We start from the raw sequence: 14,804 nt of genomic DNA on the forward strand, positions 1-14,804 counted from the left end.
GGCAGCGACGGAGTCAACCAAGAACTCGTCTCCGGGGAGAGCACGGCATAAGCCGTAAAGCCATTGCGCAGGGAAGGCCGGGTGTTCTCCGCTGCCCTGTATGCTCGTGTGCAGCCTACTTAGTGCAAACCGCACACGGGACCGCGGGTGCAGCGCGCACCCGGTCTTCCCTGCGCCCTCTCATTGGAGGGCGGGAAGTTTCTGGCAAACCTCGGGCGCATCGCGTCGCGAGATTGCATAGACATATTCGGTTGTCGTCACCCGCCCGAGTGCGCAATTGCGCACGGGGTGCGGGTGACCCAGTATTCCAGAGACGCTGATGATTGAACCGATAAGCCGCGGCGTACTGGATCCCCGCCTGCGCGGGGATGACGGCATTGTGTGGAGCCGCTTTGTCGCCGTCATTGCGAGCGGAGCGAAGCAATCCATCGTTCCGCTCGGGAAGCATGGATTGCTTCGTCGCTATCGCTCCTCGCAATGACGTTACTCATTGGGGCTGGAATTATTACGTCGAGCTCGCATATCGGGCATCGGACTTCAGCGAAGGAACCGCACATGAGTTTACAGGCCGACTTCACCAGCCAGGAGTTCTTTCGCGACCCCGCCACCGCGATCGAGAAGCTGCGCACCACCGGGCCGGTGGTGGAAGTGCGCTTTCCCATCATCGGCAAGGTGTGGGCCACCACCACGCAGGCGCTCGCCGATCAGGTGCTCAAGGATACCGACACCTTCACCATCCGCCGCGACGATGGCAATGTCGCCGGGTTGCAGTGGTGGATGCCGGGCATCGTGCGCACGCTCGCCAACAGCATGCTGTCGATGGACGAGCCCGATCACAAGCGGCTGCGCGACATCGTCGACGAAGCGTTCCGCCGCCGTGCCGTGCTCGACATGGAGCCGCATATCCAGGCGATCGGCGACCAGCTTGCCGATGAATTGTTTGCCGATGGCACTCCGGCCGATCTCGTCGAGCGCTTTGCGCGCAGGCTGCCGCTGTCGGTGATTTGCGAACTGCTCGGGCTGCCGCTCGCCGACCGCGCCAAATTCACCGCCTGGGCCAGCGGCTTTACCCGCTTCACCGGCGCGCTCGGCTTTCTCGGCATGATGCCGAAGATTTTTGCCATGCGGCGCTACGTCGAGCAGCATCTCGAAACCGTCCGCCGGCAGGGCGGGCAGGGGTTGATCGCCGAGATCGTGCGCGTCGAAAAGGACGGCGGGAAGATCAGCCGCGACGAGATCGTGTCGATGGTGTTCCTGCTGCTGTTCGCCGGCCACGAAACCACGACGCATCTGATCAGCGGATCGGCGTTCGAGCTTCTGAAGAATCCCGGACTGCGCCACTGGCTTCGTGAGGACGAAAGCCGGCTCGATCTGGCGGTTGAGGAATTTCTGCGCTTCATCACGCCGGTACAATTCACCAAGCCGCGCTATGTGCGCCGGGATGTCGACCTCGGCGGCGTGCAGGTGAGGAAGGGCGACAAGGTCATGGCGATGCTCGCCGCCGCCAACATGGACCCGCAAGCCAATCCGCATCCCGAGCGGCTCGACCTGCAACGCAGGCCCAACCGCCACATCGCGTTCGGCACCGGGATCCATTTTTGCCTCGGCCATCAGCTGGCGCGGATCGAAGGCCGATGTGCGCTGAAATCGCTGTTCCGGCGCTGGCCCGAGCTGGCGCTGGCTGTCGATCCATCCGAAATCAAATGGCGCAAGCGGCCTGGCCTGCGCGCGATCGACCGGTTGCCGGTTGTGGTGATCAAGTAAACACGCGGTCCGGGTGGCGTAGGAGTGTAGCGGGTTTTTGGTTCCACAGCCTGTGCGGGTTGTGCCATCGATCGTTGCCCGCTTGCTACGATTGTTGCGTGGCCGCAACACTTCCTGAACATTTAACCGTCAAATCAGCCAGCTATTGCCTGCGCCGCTTTTTAGCCACACCCCTGCATGAAATCATGCCTTCATAGGCTGATGGCCACAGCGCTCGCCAAGACGAGTCGGCTGGGGAAACAGGTTCGCGATGCACGCAGGGACCAACATCAAGGACAGGCTGCCGAGCTGTCACGTGACGGCGGGACCCGCGCGCGCGCCGCAAGCCCAAGCCCAAGCCCAAGCCTATGTCGCAGCCGCCGTCATCGCGGCTTCCTTCGGCACCGGCAATGCTGCATCGCACTCGCCTGTGATCGCCAATCGCTGCCGCACCAGATTCGATTTGATCGACGGCGCCGAAATCTTCGCGGGAAAAATCTTCAAAAAGACTCCGTGTGCCGCGGGTTTGCAGCCGAGCGGCCGTTATGTTGCCAAAGACATGCAGGAAATTGGGAGCATATCGCTTCTGATGAAGACGCTGCTCGACAACGGCCACCTGCGCGGGAATTGCCTTACCGCCACGGGCCGGACGATCGCCGAAAACCTCAAGAGCGTAAAGCCGATGGCCGCCACCGGCGGTATCGTTGGCCAAAAAGATTTTGCGCAGGAAGGTGCGGTCGTGAAGGTCGCGGGCATGTCGAAGCCGATATTTTCAGGTTCTGAATTTTCAAGTTCTGTCCGCGGCTTGGACCGCGAAAAGAACGCCGCGGCGAGTCTTAACGTAAAGTTGACCGGCGCCGACGCCCCTGAACATGAGACCAAACGGCAGTCCCGAGCGACTAACTTCAAATCGGCTGCGCTGTGGAAGGACGCCCAAAGGACCGGGCAGGCGATGGATGGCGCTGTTTCCCATCCAGACGGTGCGCACGAGAAACAGTGTTATGCGGACATCTAGGCGTATCATTCTTGCGTTGATGTTAGGGGCCGCGCCGGTGGCAGGCTCCGGATTCGCGTTCGATGGTGCGCCGGTAAATCCCAAAGATGCCGCTCTTCCCGTGGTTTCCCAGCCCGCCGCACAGGCGTTGAACGCCCAGGCCTTGGGTATTCCAGGGGCAAAAAAGGCGATTCCGCCGGCAACCGCGGCGGCTGCCGCCTCCGCGCCGTCGCTGACCTCCCTGCAATACGCCGCTGAAGGCGGTCATCCCGTGGCCCAGTGGAAGCTCGGCCGGATGTATGCCAACGGCGATGGCGTCACCCAGGACGACCTGCGGGCGTTCGAATATTTCAGCCGCATTGCCAACCAGCACGCCGAGGATAGCCCGTCGGCGCCTCAGGCGACGATCGTGGCTAACGCGTTCGTGGCGCTGGGGCGGTATTATCTCAACGGCATTCCCAATTCGAAGGTCAAGGTCGACCGGGAGCGGGCGCGGGAGATGTTCTCCTATGCCGCGTCCTATTTCGGCAATGCCGACGCCCAGTACGACCTGGCGCGGCTCTATCTGAAGACCCCGGACGCTTCGCGGGAAGATTTCCGCTATGGCGCCCGCTGGCTTGGTCTGGCCGCCCAGAAGGGTCAGCATCAGGCGCAGGCGCTGCTCGGCCAGATGCTGTTCAATGGCGACCGGCTGCCGCCGCAGCGTGCGCGCGGGTTGATGTGGCTGACCCTGGCGAGCGAGAGTGCGGCGCCGGACGAGGTCTGGATCAAGGAAAGCTACACCCGGGCGATGTCGAAAGCCTCCGGCGACGACCGCGCGATGGCGCTGCAGATGCTCGAGCACTGGGTGCAGGGCCGCCGGGACTGAATTCCCGCCGCGGCTTGGTTGCTGCCGCGGCCTGGCTTGAGCGGCGCTTATTCGCTCAGGCGGTTTCGAGATCGAGATCGGCCCAGACCGGGACATGGTCCGACGGCTTCTCCCAGGCGCGCACGTAGCTGTCGATACCGACATTGGTGAGCCGGTCGCTGGCCTGCGGCGACAGCAGCAAATGGTCGATCCGAATGCCCCAGTTCTTCTGCCAGGCACCGGCCTGATAGTCCCAGAAGGTGTACTGGCCGGGGGCGTCGTTCACGGCCCGCAGCGCGTCCGTCAGGCCAAGCCCGAGCAGCGATTGGAAGGATTCGCGGGTCGCGGGGCGGAACAGCGCATCATTGGCCCAGGCGGCGGGATTGTAGACGTCCCGGGCTGCCGGGATGACGTTGAAGTCGCCCGCCAGGATCAGCGGCTCCTCCGCTTTAAGTCGCTCCCTGGAGTACTCAAGAAGCCGCGACATCCATTTGAGTTTATAGGGATATTTATCTGAATCCGCAGGATTGCCGTTGGGCAGATAAAGGCAAGCGATGCGCAGCACGCCCTTCTTCAGGGGAATCACGCCTTCGAGGAACCTGGCATGGGCATCCTCGTCGTCGCCGGCGAGGCCGGATTTGGTTTCCTCGAACGGCAGCTTCGACAACAACGCAACGCCGTTGAAGGTCTTCTGGCCGTGGGTGACGACGTTGTAGCCGAGTGCCTCGATCTCGAGCCGCGGAAAGGCGTCATCGATGCATTTGATTTCCTGCAGGCAGACGACGTCAGGCGCGCAGTCCTTCAGCCAGGTCAGGAGATGGTCGATCCGCTGCCGGACCGAATTGACGTTCCACGTAGCAATACGCATTGCAAAAGCCCGGATTGTAATCACACATTTTCGCTGCAGTGGCATACCATGTGCCGCGAGGCTGTGATAACTATCTAGAAATAAGGCGTAAAAGTCGCCGTCAAGGGGGTCGGGAGCAGCTGTCCCGCCCTTTGCGGACCGGCGGACGTGAAAAATTATGAAAAAGCGTAACTGGATACTTTTCGCCGGCATTATCGGCATTGCTGCCGTCGCGGCCTACACAACCCGCTCGTCGTGGATGGGGAGCAACGCCAGCGCACAGGGGCCGCAGCGCCCGCGCATGGTCTCGGTCGAACTGGCGAAGGCGGAGCGCAAGTCCGTGCCCGTCGATGTCGACGCCAACGGAACCGTCACGCCGATCTCCAGCGTGGCGCTGAAGTCGCGGCTGGAAACCACCATCGTGTCGGTCCATTTCCAGGACGGCGCCAAGGTCAACGAAGGCGACTTGCTGTTCACGCTCGATGCGCGCCAGATCGACGCCCAGATCGAGCAGGCCGAGGGGGTGCTGGCGAAGGACCAGGCCCAGCTCGAAGGTGCGCAGCGCGATGTCCGGCGGTACAGCGAACTGATCGGCAAGGGTGCCACCACGCAGGTCAATCTCGACAACGCGAAGACGACGGCTGACATCCTGGCTGGAACCATCAAGGCCGACCAGGCGGCGCTCGACAATCTGAAGGTCCAGAAAAGCTACACCACGATCCGCGCTCCGTTCTCGGGCCGGGTCGGTGCGGCTAACGTCAAGGTCGGCAATTTCGTGCGGCCGGCCGATCTCGCGCCGCTCGCCGTCATCAACCAGATGGCGCCGGTCTATGTGACGTTCGCCGTTCCCCAGCGCGTGCTGGTCGATCTGCGCGAGTCGATGGCGAAGGGGGCATCCGGGGTGACCGCGACGATCCCGGGTCATCAGCGCTCGGAAAGCGGCAAGATCGCGATGGTCGAGAACACGGTGGATGCCACCACGGGCATGGTCACCGTGCGCGGCATCATGAACAACGAGAACGAGACCTTGTGGCCGGGCACCCTGGTCGCGACCCGACTGACGATCCGCAGCGAAGATGCGATCGTGGTTCCGACGGTCGCCGTGCAGCGTAGCCAGACCGGCAACTTCGTCTTCATCGTCAAGGACGGCACAGCCAAGGTTCAATCGGTCACGGTCGATCGTACCTCGCAGGGCATGTCGGTGATTTCAGAAGGGCTCGCCGGCGACGAGAGCGTGGTGGTCGACGGACAATTGCTGCTGTCGGATGGAACGCGGGTCGAGCCGCGGGCGAAGAAGGCGGGGGCGTAGCCGATGACGCTCTCGGAGCTCTGCATCCGCCGGCCGGTCATGACGACGCTGATCACGGCGTCGATCATTGCGTTCGGCATCTTCGGCTTCCGCCTGCTGCCGGTATCGGCGCTGCCGCGGGTCGACTTCCCGACCATTGCCGTGACCGCGACCTTGCCGGGCGCGAGCGCGGATACGATGGCAGCCTCGGTGGCCGGCGTCATCGAGCGCCAGCTCTCGACCATCGCCGGCATCTCCTCGATGTCGTCGAACTCATCGCAGGGCTCGAGCCAGATCACGATCCAGTTCGATCTCAACCGCAATATCGATTCCGCCGCGCTCGACGTGCAGACGGCGCTGACCATCGCGCAACGCCGGTTGCCAATCGAGATGAGAATCCCGCCGAGTTTCCGCAAGGTGAACCCGGCCGATTTCGCGATCCTGTTCGTGGTGCTTGGCTCGTCCACGCTGCCGCTGTCGGCGGTCAACGAATATGGCGAAATCACCATCGGCCAGACTTTGTCGCAGATACCGGGCGTCGCGCAGGTCAGCGTCTACGGCGCGCAGAAGTTCGCCGTTCGCGTCCAGGCCGATCCGGAAGCCGCCGCGGCGCGCGGATTGTCGCTCGAAGACATTCGCGCCGCGGTTTCGGCCGCCAATTCGTCGACCCCGGTCGGCACGCTGAATGGACCAAAGCAGGACGTGGCGTTGCAGGCCTCCGGCCAGATGGACAAGGCGGCTGACTACAGCAAGATCGTGGTGGCCTGGCGCAACGGTTCGCCGGTCAAGCTCGATGAGGTCGCAAAGATCTACGACAGCGTCGAGAACGAGCGGATCGCAACCTGGCTGAACGACGAGCGCTCGATCGTGCTCGGCATCCAGAAACAGCCGGACGCCAACACGGTGGCGGTGGTCGATGGCATTCTGGCCAAATTGCCGGTGCTTCGGGCGCAGATCCCGCCATCGGTGTCGATCAACGTGCTGATGGATCGCTCGGTATCCATTCGTCAGGCGGTGGCCGACGTCGAGGAGACGCTGCTGATCGCGATCGGGCTGGTCATCCTCGTCATCTTCCTGTTCCTGCGCTCGGCGTCGGCGACCTTCATTCCGGCGCTTGCGGTTCCGATCTCGCTGTTCGGCACCTGCGCGGTGATGTACGCGCTCGACTATTCGATCAACAACATGACGCTGCTGGCGCTGACCCTTTCCGTCGGGTTCGTGGTCGACGACGCCATCGTCATGCTGGAGAACATCGTCCGCCATATCGAGCGCGGGATGCAGCCGTTTGAAGCCGCGCTGAAAGGCGCGCGCGAGATCGGCTTCACGATCATTTCGATCACGTTCTCGCTGATCGCCGTGTTCATCCCGGTGTTGCTGATGGGTGGCATCGTCGGCCGGGTGTTCCGCGAGTTTGCGGTGACGGTATCGGTCGCGATCATCGTGTCAGGATTCGTTTCGCTGACCTTGACGCCGATGCTGTGCGCGCGCGTGTTGCGGGCGCACGACCCGAACAAGAAGCCGAACATCGTGCTTCGCGTTTTCGAGGCGATGTTCGAATCCTGGCTGCGTGCCTATGAATGGACCCTCGACTGGGTGCTGGCGCGCAAGGCGCTGATGCTGGCCGTGACGCTGGCGACGTTGGGCGGCACCGTCTACCTCTATATGATCGTGCCGAAGGGCTTCTTTCCGCAGGAGGACACCGGCTTCCTGATCGGCGTGACCGAGGCTGCGACCGACACGTCCTTCGATGCGATGAAGGAGCGGCAGCAGGCGCTGGTCGCGGTGCTGAGAAGCGATCCCGCGATCGAATACATCAACTCCACCGTCGGCGCCGGCGGACCGAACACGACGGCGAATTACGGACGGCTGTTCATTGCGCTGAAGCCGAAGAAGGAACGCGACAACCTCACGACGATCATAGGGCGGCTGCGGGGCAAAGCCCGCCAGATTCCAGGCATGCAGGCGTTCTTCCAGCCGATCCAGAACCTCAATATCGGGGGGCGGATCTCCAAGAGCCAATACCAGTATGTGATGCAGAGCGGCGACACCGACTCGCTGTACCGGCTGGCGCCGGAAATGCGCGACAAGATCGAGAAGGTGCCGGGCCTGCTCGACGTCACCACCGATCTCTACATCAAGAACCCGCAGATGACGGTCGACATCGACCGCGAGAAGGCCGCGGTTTACGGCGTCACCGTCGACCAGGTTCGCAACCAGCTCTACAACGCCTACGGCTCGCGCCAGGTCGGCACCATCTACATGCCGTCGAACGACTACCAGATCATCCTGGAAGTGCAGCCGCAGTTCCGGGTCGATCCGTCCGACCTGTCCAAGCTCTACATGAAGACCCAGAACAACCAGACCATTCCGCTGTCGGCGGTGGCGAAGCTGGTTCCGACGGTGGGGCCGCTGCAAATCAACCATCAGGCGCAGCAGCCGGCGGTGACGATCTCGTTCAACCTCGCGCCGGGCTATTCGCTCGGGCATGCGGTCGACAAGATCACGACGCTCGAGCAGAGCTCCAACCTGCCGGCGACCATTGCCACCGGCTTCTCCGGCACGGCGCAGGTGTTCCAGGATTCGCTGCGCGGGCAGGGCGTCCTGATCCTCGCCGCCGTGTTCGCGGCCTTCGTCATCCTCGGCATACTCTACGAGAGCTTCATCCACCCGATCACCATCATCTCCGGCTTGCCGTCGGCCGGCATCGGCGCGATCCTGACCCTGATGCTGTTCGGAATGGAGATGTCCGTCATCGCGATGATCGGCATCGTGATGCTGGTCGGCATCGTCAAGAAGAACGCCATCATGATGGTGGACTTTGCGCTGGAACGCCGCAGCGTCGGCCTCAGCGCCGAGCATGCGATCCGCGAAGCCGCGCTGCTGCGTTTCCGCCCCATCATGATGACGACGTTCGCCGCGATCTTCGGCACGCTGCCGATCGCGCTCGGCGCTGGCGCCGGCGCCGAACTGCGCCAGCCGCTTGGCGTCGCCGTGGTCGGCGGTCTGTGCCTGTCGCAACTGCTGACGCTGTACATCACCCCCGTGATCTACATCTATCTCGACCGCATCGACCGCCGCCTGAAGCGCCGGCTCGAGCCGCAGCTCGAAGAAACCGACGGCGACAAGCGGCCGCACGTGGTCGCGGCCGAGTAATGGTCCCTGCGCGGGCAATGCAGACCGCTTTGGGGTGCGTTGTCGTCCTGATCGCGCTTGCGTGCAGTGCCGGGACCAAGGCCGTTGCGGCCGAGCCGATCGAAATCTTCGATGCGCATCTGCATTACAATTGGGAACCGAAGCCCTTTTACCAGCTCGACGAGGTGCTCGCGCTGTTCAAGAAGCATCGCGTCACCGGCATCCTCGCGACCAGCCGCCCGAACAGTGGAACGCATGCGCTGGTGGATGCGAAGGCCGATGGCCTGCAGGTCGTGCCTTTCATTCGGCCGTACCGCGTCCGGTCAGATATCCAGAGCTGGTTCGGCGATCCCGTGATCTTCGATCTCGTGCAGGACGAATTCAAGCGCGGCTACTACCGCGGCATCGGCGAATTCCATCTGTCGGGCAAGTCGGCGGAAAACGAGTGGGTGAAGAAGACCGTCGATTTTGCTGTCGCCAACGACCTCTATCTGCATGCCCATGCCGATGACGAGGCGGTCGAGATCCTGATGCGGCACAATCCGAAAGCCCGGATCATCTGGGCGCATACCGGCTTTGGGCTGTCGACCGATCGCGTCACGGCGATGCTGTCGAAATACCCAAAGCTGTGGGGAGAGTTGTCGTATCGCAGCGGCATCACCGACGGCGCAGGCAAGCTGACGGCTGAGTGGCGGACGCTGTTCGAACGCTATCCTGATCGCTTCCTGCTCGGTTCGGACACCTGGGTGCCGGAGCGCTGGGCGAGCTATGGTGAGATCATGGCGAGCTATCGCGCATGGCTGGCGCAGCTATCGCCAAAAATCGCCGAGCAGATCGCGAGCGGCAATGCGAAGGCGCTATTCGCCGCGCCGCGCTGATATCGCTCAGATCGAAAAACTGGTGCCGCAGCCGCAGGAGGCGGTGGCGTTCGGATTGACCACCCGGAACGACGCGCCGATCAGGTCGTCGACGAAATCGACCTCCGAGCCGGCCAGGAACGGCACCGATGCCGGATCGACCAGCACCACCGCGCCCTCGCGCGCAATCACCAGATCGTCCTCGGCCTGGGCGTGCTCGACGTCGAACTTGTACTGGAAGCCGGAGCAGCCGCCACCTTCGACGGAGATGCGCAGCATGGCGCCGTCGCCCTCGGTCTTGAGGATTTGCCCGATGCGGCGGGCGGCCCGCTCGCTGACGGTGATGGCAGTGGTCATGCGTGGTCTCCGGTCGAAGGCGTCATACCCAATTCATTTGGTATCCCGCGCTCCCCATAGTTAAGTATGTAATCTCGCAGAATCAAATGGATAAGGACTAAAAAAACGTGTCGGTCGGAATGGCTGCCCCCCGCGCGCTCTATGCCTGCGATCCCGATCGCAGCCGCGGCCGGCTGTTTACGGAGCCGCCGAGCAAGACCCGCAGCCCATTCCGGCGCGACTGCGACCGGGTGATCCATTCTACCGCCTTCCGCCGCCTGAAGCACAAAACTCAAGTCTTCGTGTTCCATGAAGGCGATCATTACCGCACAAGACTGACCCATTCGCTGGAGGTGGCCCAGATCGCCCGCGCGCTGGCCCGCCAACTCGGGCTCGACGAGGACCTCACCGAGACGCTGGCGCTGGCCCATGACCTCGGCCACCCCCCGTTCGGCCATGCCGGGGAGCGGGCGCTGGACAAATGCCTGCTGGCTCATGGCGGCTTCGATCACAACGCCCAGACCCTGCGCGTCGTCACCTCGCTGGAACATCGCTACCCCGAGTTCGACGGCCTCAATCTGAGCTGGGAATCGCTGGAGGGCATCGTCAAGCACAACGGCCCGCTGACGGAGCGGAGCGGGGCCCCGGCCGGGCGCTACAGCGACAGTGGGATCCCGGTCGGGATCGCCGATTTCAACCGCAAATATGATCTGGAGTTGTGGACCTACGCCTCGCTGGAGGCCCAGGTCGCAGCCTTCGCCGACGACATCGCCTATGACGCTCACGATATCGATGACGGCCTGCGCGCGGGCCTGTTCAGCGTTGACGACCTCAAGGTGATGCCGCTCACGGCCGCCATCATCGCCGACATCGGCAAGCACTATCCTGATCTCGATGACAGCAGGCGCGGGGCGGAATTGGTGCGCGAACTGATTTCCTACATGATCTCGGCTGTTGTGGCGGAGGCCGGCAGGCGGATCGAGGCCGCCAAACCGCAATCGGCCCATGATGTGCGCCACTGCGCTCAGCCGCTGGTCGCGTTTCCGCCTGCCGTGGCGGCGGAAGAGGCCGACATCAAGGCGTTCCTGAAGCTGCGGATGTACCGCCACAAGCGGGTGATGCGGGTGATGGGCGAGGCGGAGCAGATCGTGTTCGACCTGTTCGCGCGCTACCAGAAATCTCCGGATGACCTGCCGGCCGAGTGGGTCGAGGGCACCGAGCACGAGACCGAGGGCGAACGTATCCGCCGGATCGGCAATTTCATTGCCGGGATGACCGACCGTTTTGCCCTGACCGAGCATCAAAGGCTTTTTGACTCGACCCCGGATTTGCGTTAGGCGGCGGCCGAGGACTTCAAAAAATGGCCGAAAAACCCACTTCTCCGCACCTTTTTGCCGACGTGCTTGCGCGCGTGCACAGGATTTGTGCCGTGCTAGCGGCCGAGGAAAACTGGCCCGCCGGCATCGATTTCTCCCGCGTGGTGGTCGAGCCGCCGCGCGATGCGACCCATGGCGACATGGCGACCAATGCCGCGATGGTGCTCGCCAAGGACGCCAAGGCAAAGCCGCGCGATCTCGCCGACAAGTTCGCCGAAAAGCTGCGCGCGGACGATCTGATCGCCTCCGTCGAAGTCGCCGGGCCAGGCTTCATCAATCTCACCTTGAAGCCAGAGGTGTGGGCCGACGCGCTGCGCACGGTGCTGCGCGAGGGCGCTACGTACGGGGCGAGCGCGATCGGCGGCGGCGAAAAGGTCAATGTCGAATATGTCTCGGCCAACCCGACCGGGCCGATGCATGTCGGCCATTGCCGGGGGGCGGTGTTCGGCGATGCGCTGTGCAGCCTGCTGCAGTTCGCGGGCTATGACGTCACGCGCGAATATTACATCAACGACGCCGGCGCGCAGGTCGATGTACTCGGCCGCTCGGCGTATCTGCGCTACCGCGAAGCGCTCGGCGAAGACATCGGCGCGATACCGGAAGGCCTCTATCCCGGCGATTATCTCGTGCCGGTCGGGCAGGCGCTTGCCGCAGAGTACGGCGACAAGCTGAAGGCGATGTCGGAAAGCGCCTGGCTGCCGATCGTGCGGCTCAAGGCCATCGACATGATGATGGACATGATCAAGACCGATCTCGCCGCGCTCCACATCAAGCACGATGTGTTTTTCTCGGAGCGCTCGCTGATCGAGTCCGGCAACAACAAGGTCACCGAGACCATCGATTATCTGCGTTCCAAAGGCGATGTCTATGAAGGCCGCCTGGCGCCGCCCAAAGGCAAGGTGGTCGACGACTACGAGGACCGCGAGCAAACGCTCTTTCGGGCCACCGCATTCGGCGACGATGTCGATCGTCCGCTGATCAAGTCGGACGGCGCCTATACATATTTTGCGTCCGACATCGCCAACCACAAGAACAAATTCGATCGCGGTTTCACCAACCTGATCGACGTGTTCGGCGCCGATCATGGCGGCTACATCAAGCGCATGCAGGCGGCGGTGAAGGCCGTGACCTCGGGCAAGGCGGCCCTCGACGTCAAGATCGTGCAGCTGGTCAAGCTGCTGCGCGACGGCGAGCCTGTGAAGATGTCAAAGCGCTCCGGCGAGTTCGTCACCTTGCGCGAGGTGGTCGACGAGGTCGGCTCGGACGCCGTGCGCTTCATGATGCTGTTCCGCAAGAACGACGCGGTGCTGGATTTCGACCTCGCCAAGGTGATCGAGCAGTCCAAGGACAACGCGGTGTTCTACGTCCAGTACGGCCACGCCCGCGGCCATTCGATCTTCAAGAACGCCCGGGAACTGGTTCCCGACCTGCCGGAGAGCGATTTCGCCCGGGCGGCCTATCTCGGGGATGCCGCGGTGGAGCGGCTGACGGACCCTGCGGAACTCAGCCTGCTGAAGCAGCTGGCGCTCTATCCCCGGATGATCGAGGCGGCGGCGGTGGCGCATGAACCCCACCGAATCGCTTTTTACCTCTATGATCTCGCGAGTGAATTTCACGCGCTTTGGACCAGGGGGCGGGATTTGCCCTATTTACGCTTCATTATCACTAATGATGCACAGATTACGAAGGCGCGACTGGCAATGGTCCAGGGCGTCGTCTCGGTTCTGGCATCGGGCTTAGCCGTTCTCGGCGTCCACGCTCCGACCGAGATGCGGTAGGCAGGGGCGAAGGCCCTCACAATGGGGATTGTGAGGGTATCTGGCAGGGGCCAATTCGTATTTCATGGCTCGTATGGTCATGGCGGGTTGGCGCTGTCCCGAAGGGGATGCATCTTCACGATGGCTGATCGATATCAGGAACGACCTTTTCCTTCCGACGCCGACGATGATCGCGGCGCGAACCCGGCTGCCCCGGCGAGGGGCGACAGCGATCCGCTGGCGGAGCTGGCGCGGCTGATCGGGCAGTCCGACCCGTTCGACGGCAGCACCAAGACCCCGCACCCACTGCAGTCACGGGCCAACGTGCGTCCGCAATACGACACCGTGGACGAGGAAGAGGTCAGCGTGGCCGCGGGCCCGCCGCCATGGATGCAGCGCGCCAGGCACGATGCGCCGCCACCGCAACAGGAATACGAAGAGCCGGAGCCGGAATACCAGCCGAGCCCCGTGCATCCCTTGCACCGCTACGCCGCTCAGCAGCCGGCGGCACATGAACAGGACTATCACGAGCCGGCGCAGCAATACGCGGCTGAGCAGCCCGTGGATCCTTCGCGGTATGACGACGCGCTGTATGGCCAGCTCGAATCCGGGCAGCATGAATATGCCCGTGATCCGGCCTTTCCGGATGATCCCTACGCCTACCAGAGCGATTATGAGGAAGAGCCCGAGCCGCCGCGCAAGCGAAGCAACGGCTTGATAACGGTCGCCGCGGTGCTGGCGCTGGCTGTGGTCGGGACGGGGGCTGCCTTCGCCTATCGAACCTATGTCGGTTCACCCCGCAGCGGCGAGCCGCCGATCATCAAGGCCGACAACAGCCCGACCAAGGTCATGGCGACGCCCGGCGATGGCGCCGCTGGCAAGACACCGGACCGCATGGTGCCCGGCGATGGCGGCGAAAAGATCGTTTCGCGTGAAGAGGCTCCGGTCGACGTCAATTCCAGGTCCGGCCCGCGCGTGGTGTTTCCGCCGCTGAACCCGAATGGCAGCCCGCCCTCGGTCGCAAGCGTCTCTCCGGCCGCTCCGTCGCCCGCGACCGCCGCGAACGGCTCCCTGCCGAACAACGAACCGCGCAAGATCAAGACCCTTGCCGTGAAGGGCGACGCCGATAACGGTGGCGTTCCTGCAGGGGTTGCCGCGCCAGCCGCAAAGCCGGCGCCAGCTGCGCGTACGGCCGCGCCGGCGCCAGCCCCGGCCGCGGCGCCGCGCAACCCGTCATCCGCCAACGCCAGCGCCAATGGCCCGCTCGCTCTGACGCCGCAAGGCGGCGCAGCGCCTGATCCGGCGCCCACCCGTGTCGCCGCAACCAATCCGGCGCAGGCCGCGCCTTCCGGCGTCGGATACCTCGTCCAGGTCTCCTCGCAGAAGAACGAGGCCGATGCGCTGGCTTCCTACCGGGCGCTGCAAGGCAAGTATCCATCCGTGCTGGGGACACGTTCGGCTTCGATCAGGCGGGCGGATCTCGGCGAAAAGGGTGTCGTTTACCGCTCGATGGTCGGACCCTTTGGTTCGCAGGAGGAGGCGGCGCAGCTGTGCGGCAACCTGAAAACCGCCGGCGGACAGTGCGTCATCCTCAGGAATTAACGGCCGTTTCCTTGACCCGGGAGCT

At 63.5% G+C, this 14,804-nt stretch carries 11 protein-coding genes; 9 read left to right on the plus strand and 2 right to left on the minus strand.

Features of this window, described 5'->3' with window-relative positions:
* Positions 1 to 555 precede the first annotated feature (555 nt).
* The 3 genes from JQ600_RS22620 to JQ600_RS22630 all read left to right on the plus strand — a co-directional run bounded on the left by JQ600_RS22620 (position 556) and on the right by JQ600_RS22630 (position 3,605).
* A complete protein-coding gene (locus JQ600_RS22620) occupies positions 556 to 1,764 on the plus strand; it encodes a cytochrome P450 (RefSeq protein ID WP_212490102.1) in 1,209 nt (402 codons plus the stop codon).
* Between the two features lie 250 nt (positions 1,765 to 2,014).
* Entirely contained in the window at positions 2,015 to 2,758 is a 744-nt protein-coding gene (locus JQ600_RS22625; RefSeq protein ID WP_212490103.1) for a dihydroxy-acid dehydratase, read from the plus strand.
* Positions 2,745 to 3,605: a tetratricopeptide repeat protein gene (locus JQ600_RS22630; protein ID WP_212392128.1), complete on the plus strand. Its 861-nt coding sequence runs from the start codon at positions 2,745 to 2,747 to the stop codon at positions 3,603 to 3,605. The genes JQ600_RS22625 and JQ600_RS22630 overlap by 14 nt, the downstream gene beginning before the upstream one ends.
* Positions 3,606 to 3,660: 55 nt before the next feature.
* Here JQ600_RS22630 and xth read toward each other — a convergent pair whose 3' ends face one another.
* Positions 3,661 to 4,452 carry an exodeoxyribonuclease III gene (gene xth, locus JQ600_RS22635; protein ID WP_212392127.1) on the minus strand — a complete coding sequence of 264 codons (792 nt, stop codon included), beginning with the start codon at positions 4,450 to 4,452 and terminating at the stop codon, positions 3,661 to 3,663.
* A gap of 157 nt (positions 4,453 to 4,609) precedes the next feature.
* Here xth and JQ600_RS22640 point away from each other — a divergent pair, with 157 nt between their 5' ends.
* Genes JQ600_RS22640 through JQ600_RS22650 form a run of 3 tightly spaced genes read left to right on the plus strand, consistent with a single transcriptional unit; the run spans position 4,610 to position 9,729 of the window.
* Positions 4,610 to 5,740, plus strand: coding sequence for an efflux RND transporter periplasmic adaptor subunit (locus JQ600_RS22640; RefSeq protein ID WP_212392126.1), 1,131 nt, complete (start codon positions 4,610 to 4,612; stop codon positions 5,738 to 5,740).
* 3 nt (positions 5,741 to 5,743) lie between these two features.
* On the plus strand, positions 5,744 to 8,872 hold the full coding sequence (locus JQ600_RS22645; RefSeq protein WP_212392125.1) for an efflux RND transporter permease subunit: 3,129 nt from the start codon (positions 5,744 to 5,746) through the stop codon (positions 8,870 to 8,872).
* 17 nt (positions 8,873 to 8,889) lie between these two features.
* A complete protein-coding gene (locus JQ600_RS22650; RefSeq protein WP_249133105.1) occupies positions 8,890 to 9,729 on the plus strand; it encodes an amidohydrolase family protein in 840 nt (279 codons plus the stop codon).
* A 6-nt stretch (positions 9,730 to 9,735) separates the two neighbouring features.
* On the opposite strand, the gene erpA is transcribed toward JQ600_RS22650, so the two are convergent.
* The gene (gene erpA, locus JQ600_RS22655) at positions 9,736 to 10,065 is read right to left on the minus strand and encodes an iron-sulfur cluster insertion protein ErpA (protein ID WP_192739521.1); all 330 of its coding nucleotides are present in this window, start codon (positions 10,063 to 10,065) and stop codon (positions 9,736 to 9,738) included.
* Positions 10,066 to 10,172: 107 nt separating this feature from the next.
* On the opposite strand from erpA, the gene JQ600_RS22660 reads away from it, so the two are divergent.
* The 3 genes from JQ600_RS22660 (at position 10,173) to JQ600_RS22670 (ending at position 14,779) form a co-directional block, all read left to right on the plus strand.
* Positions 10,173 to 11,381, plus strand: a complete 1,209-nt coding sequence (locus tag JQ600_RS22660) for a deoxyguanosinetriphosphate triphosphohydrolase (protein WP_212392124.1) — start codon at positions 10,173 to 10,175, stop codon at positions 11,379 to 11,381.
* Between the two features lie 23 nt (positions 11,382 to 11,404).
* Positions 11,405 to 13,198 (plus strand): arginine--tRNA ligase, encoded by a 1,794-nt coding sequence (gene argS, locus JQ600_RS22665; protein WP_212392123.1) that lies wholly within the window; start codon positions 11,405 to 11,407, stop codon positions 13,196 to 13,198.
* 120 nt (positions 13,199 to 13,318) lie between these two features.
* A complete protein-coding gene (locus JQ600_RS22670; protein WP_212392122.1) occupies positions 13,319 to 14,779 on the plus strand; it encodes an SPOR domain-containing protein in 1,461 nt (486 codons plus the stop codon).
* Positions 14,780 to 14,804 lie beyond the last annotated feature (25 nt).

It is taken from the genome of Bradyrhizobium sp. AUGA SZCCT0176 (genome assembly GCF_018130145.1).
Lineage (GTDB): Bacteria > Pseudomonadota > Alphaproteobacteria > Rhizobiales > Xanthobacteraceae > Bradyrhizobium.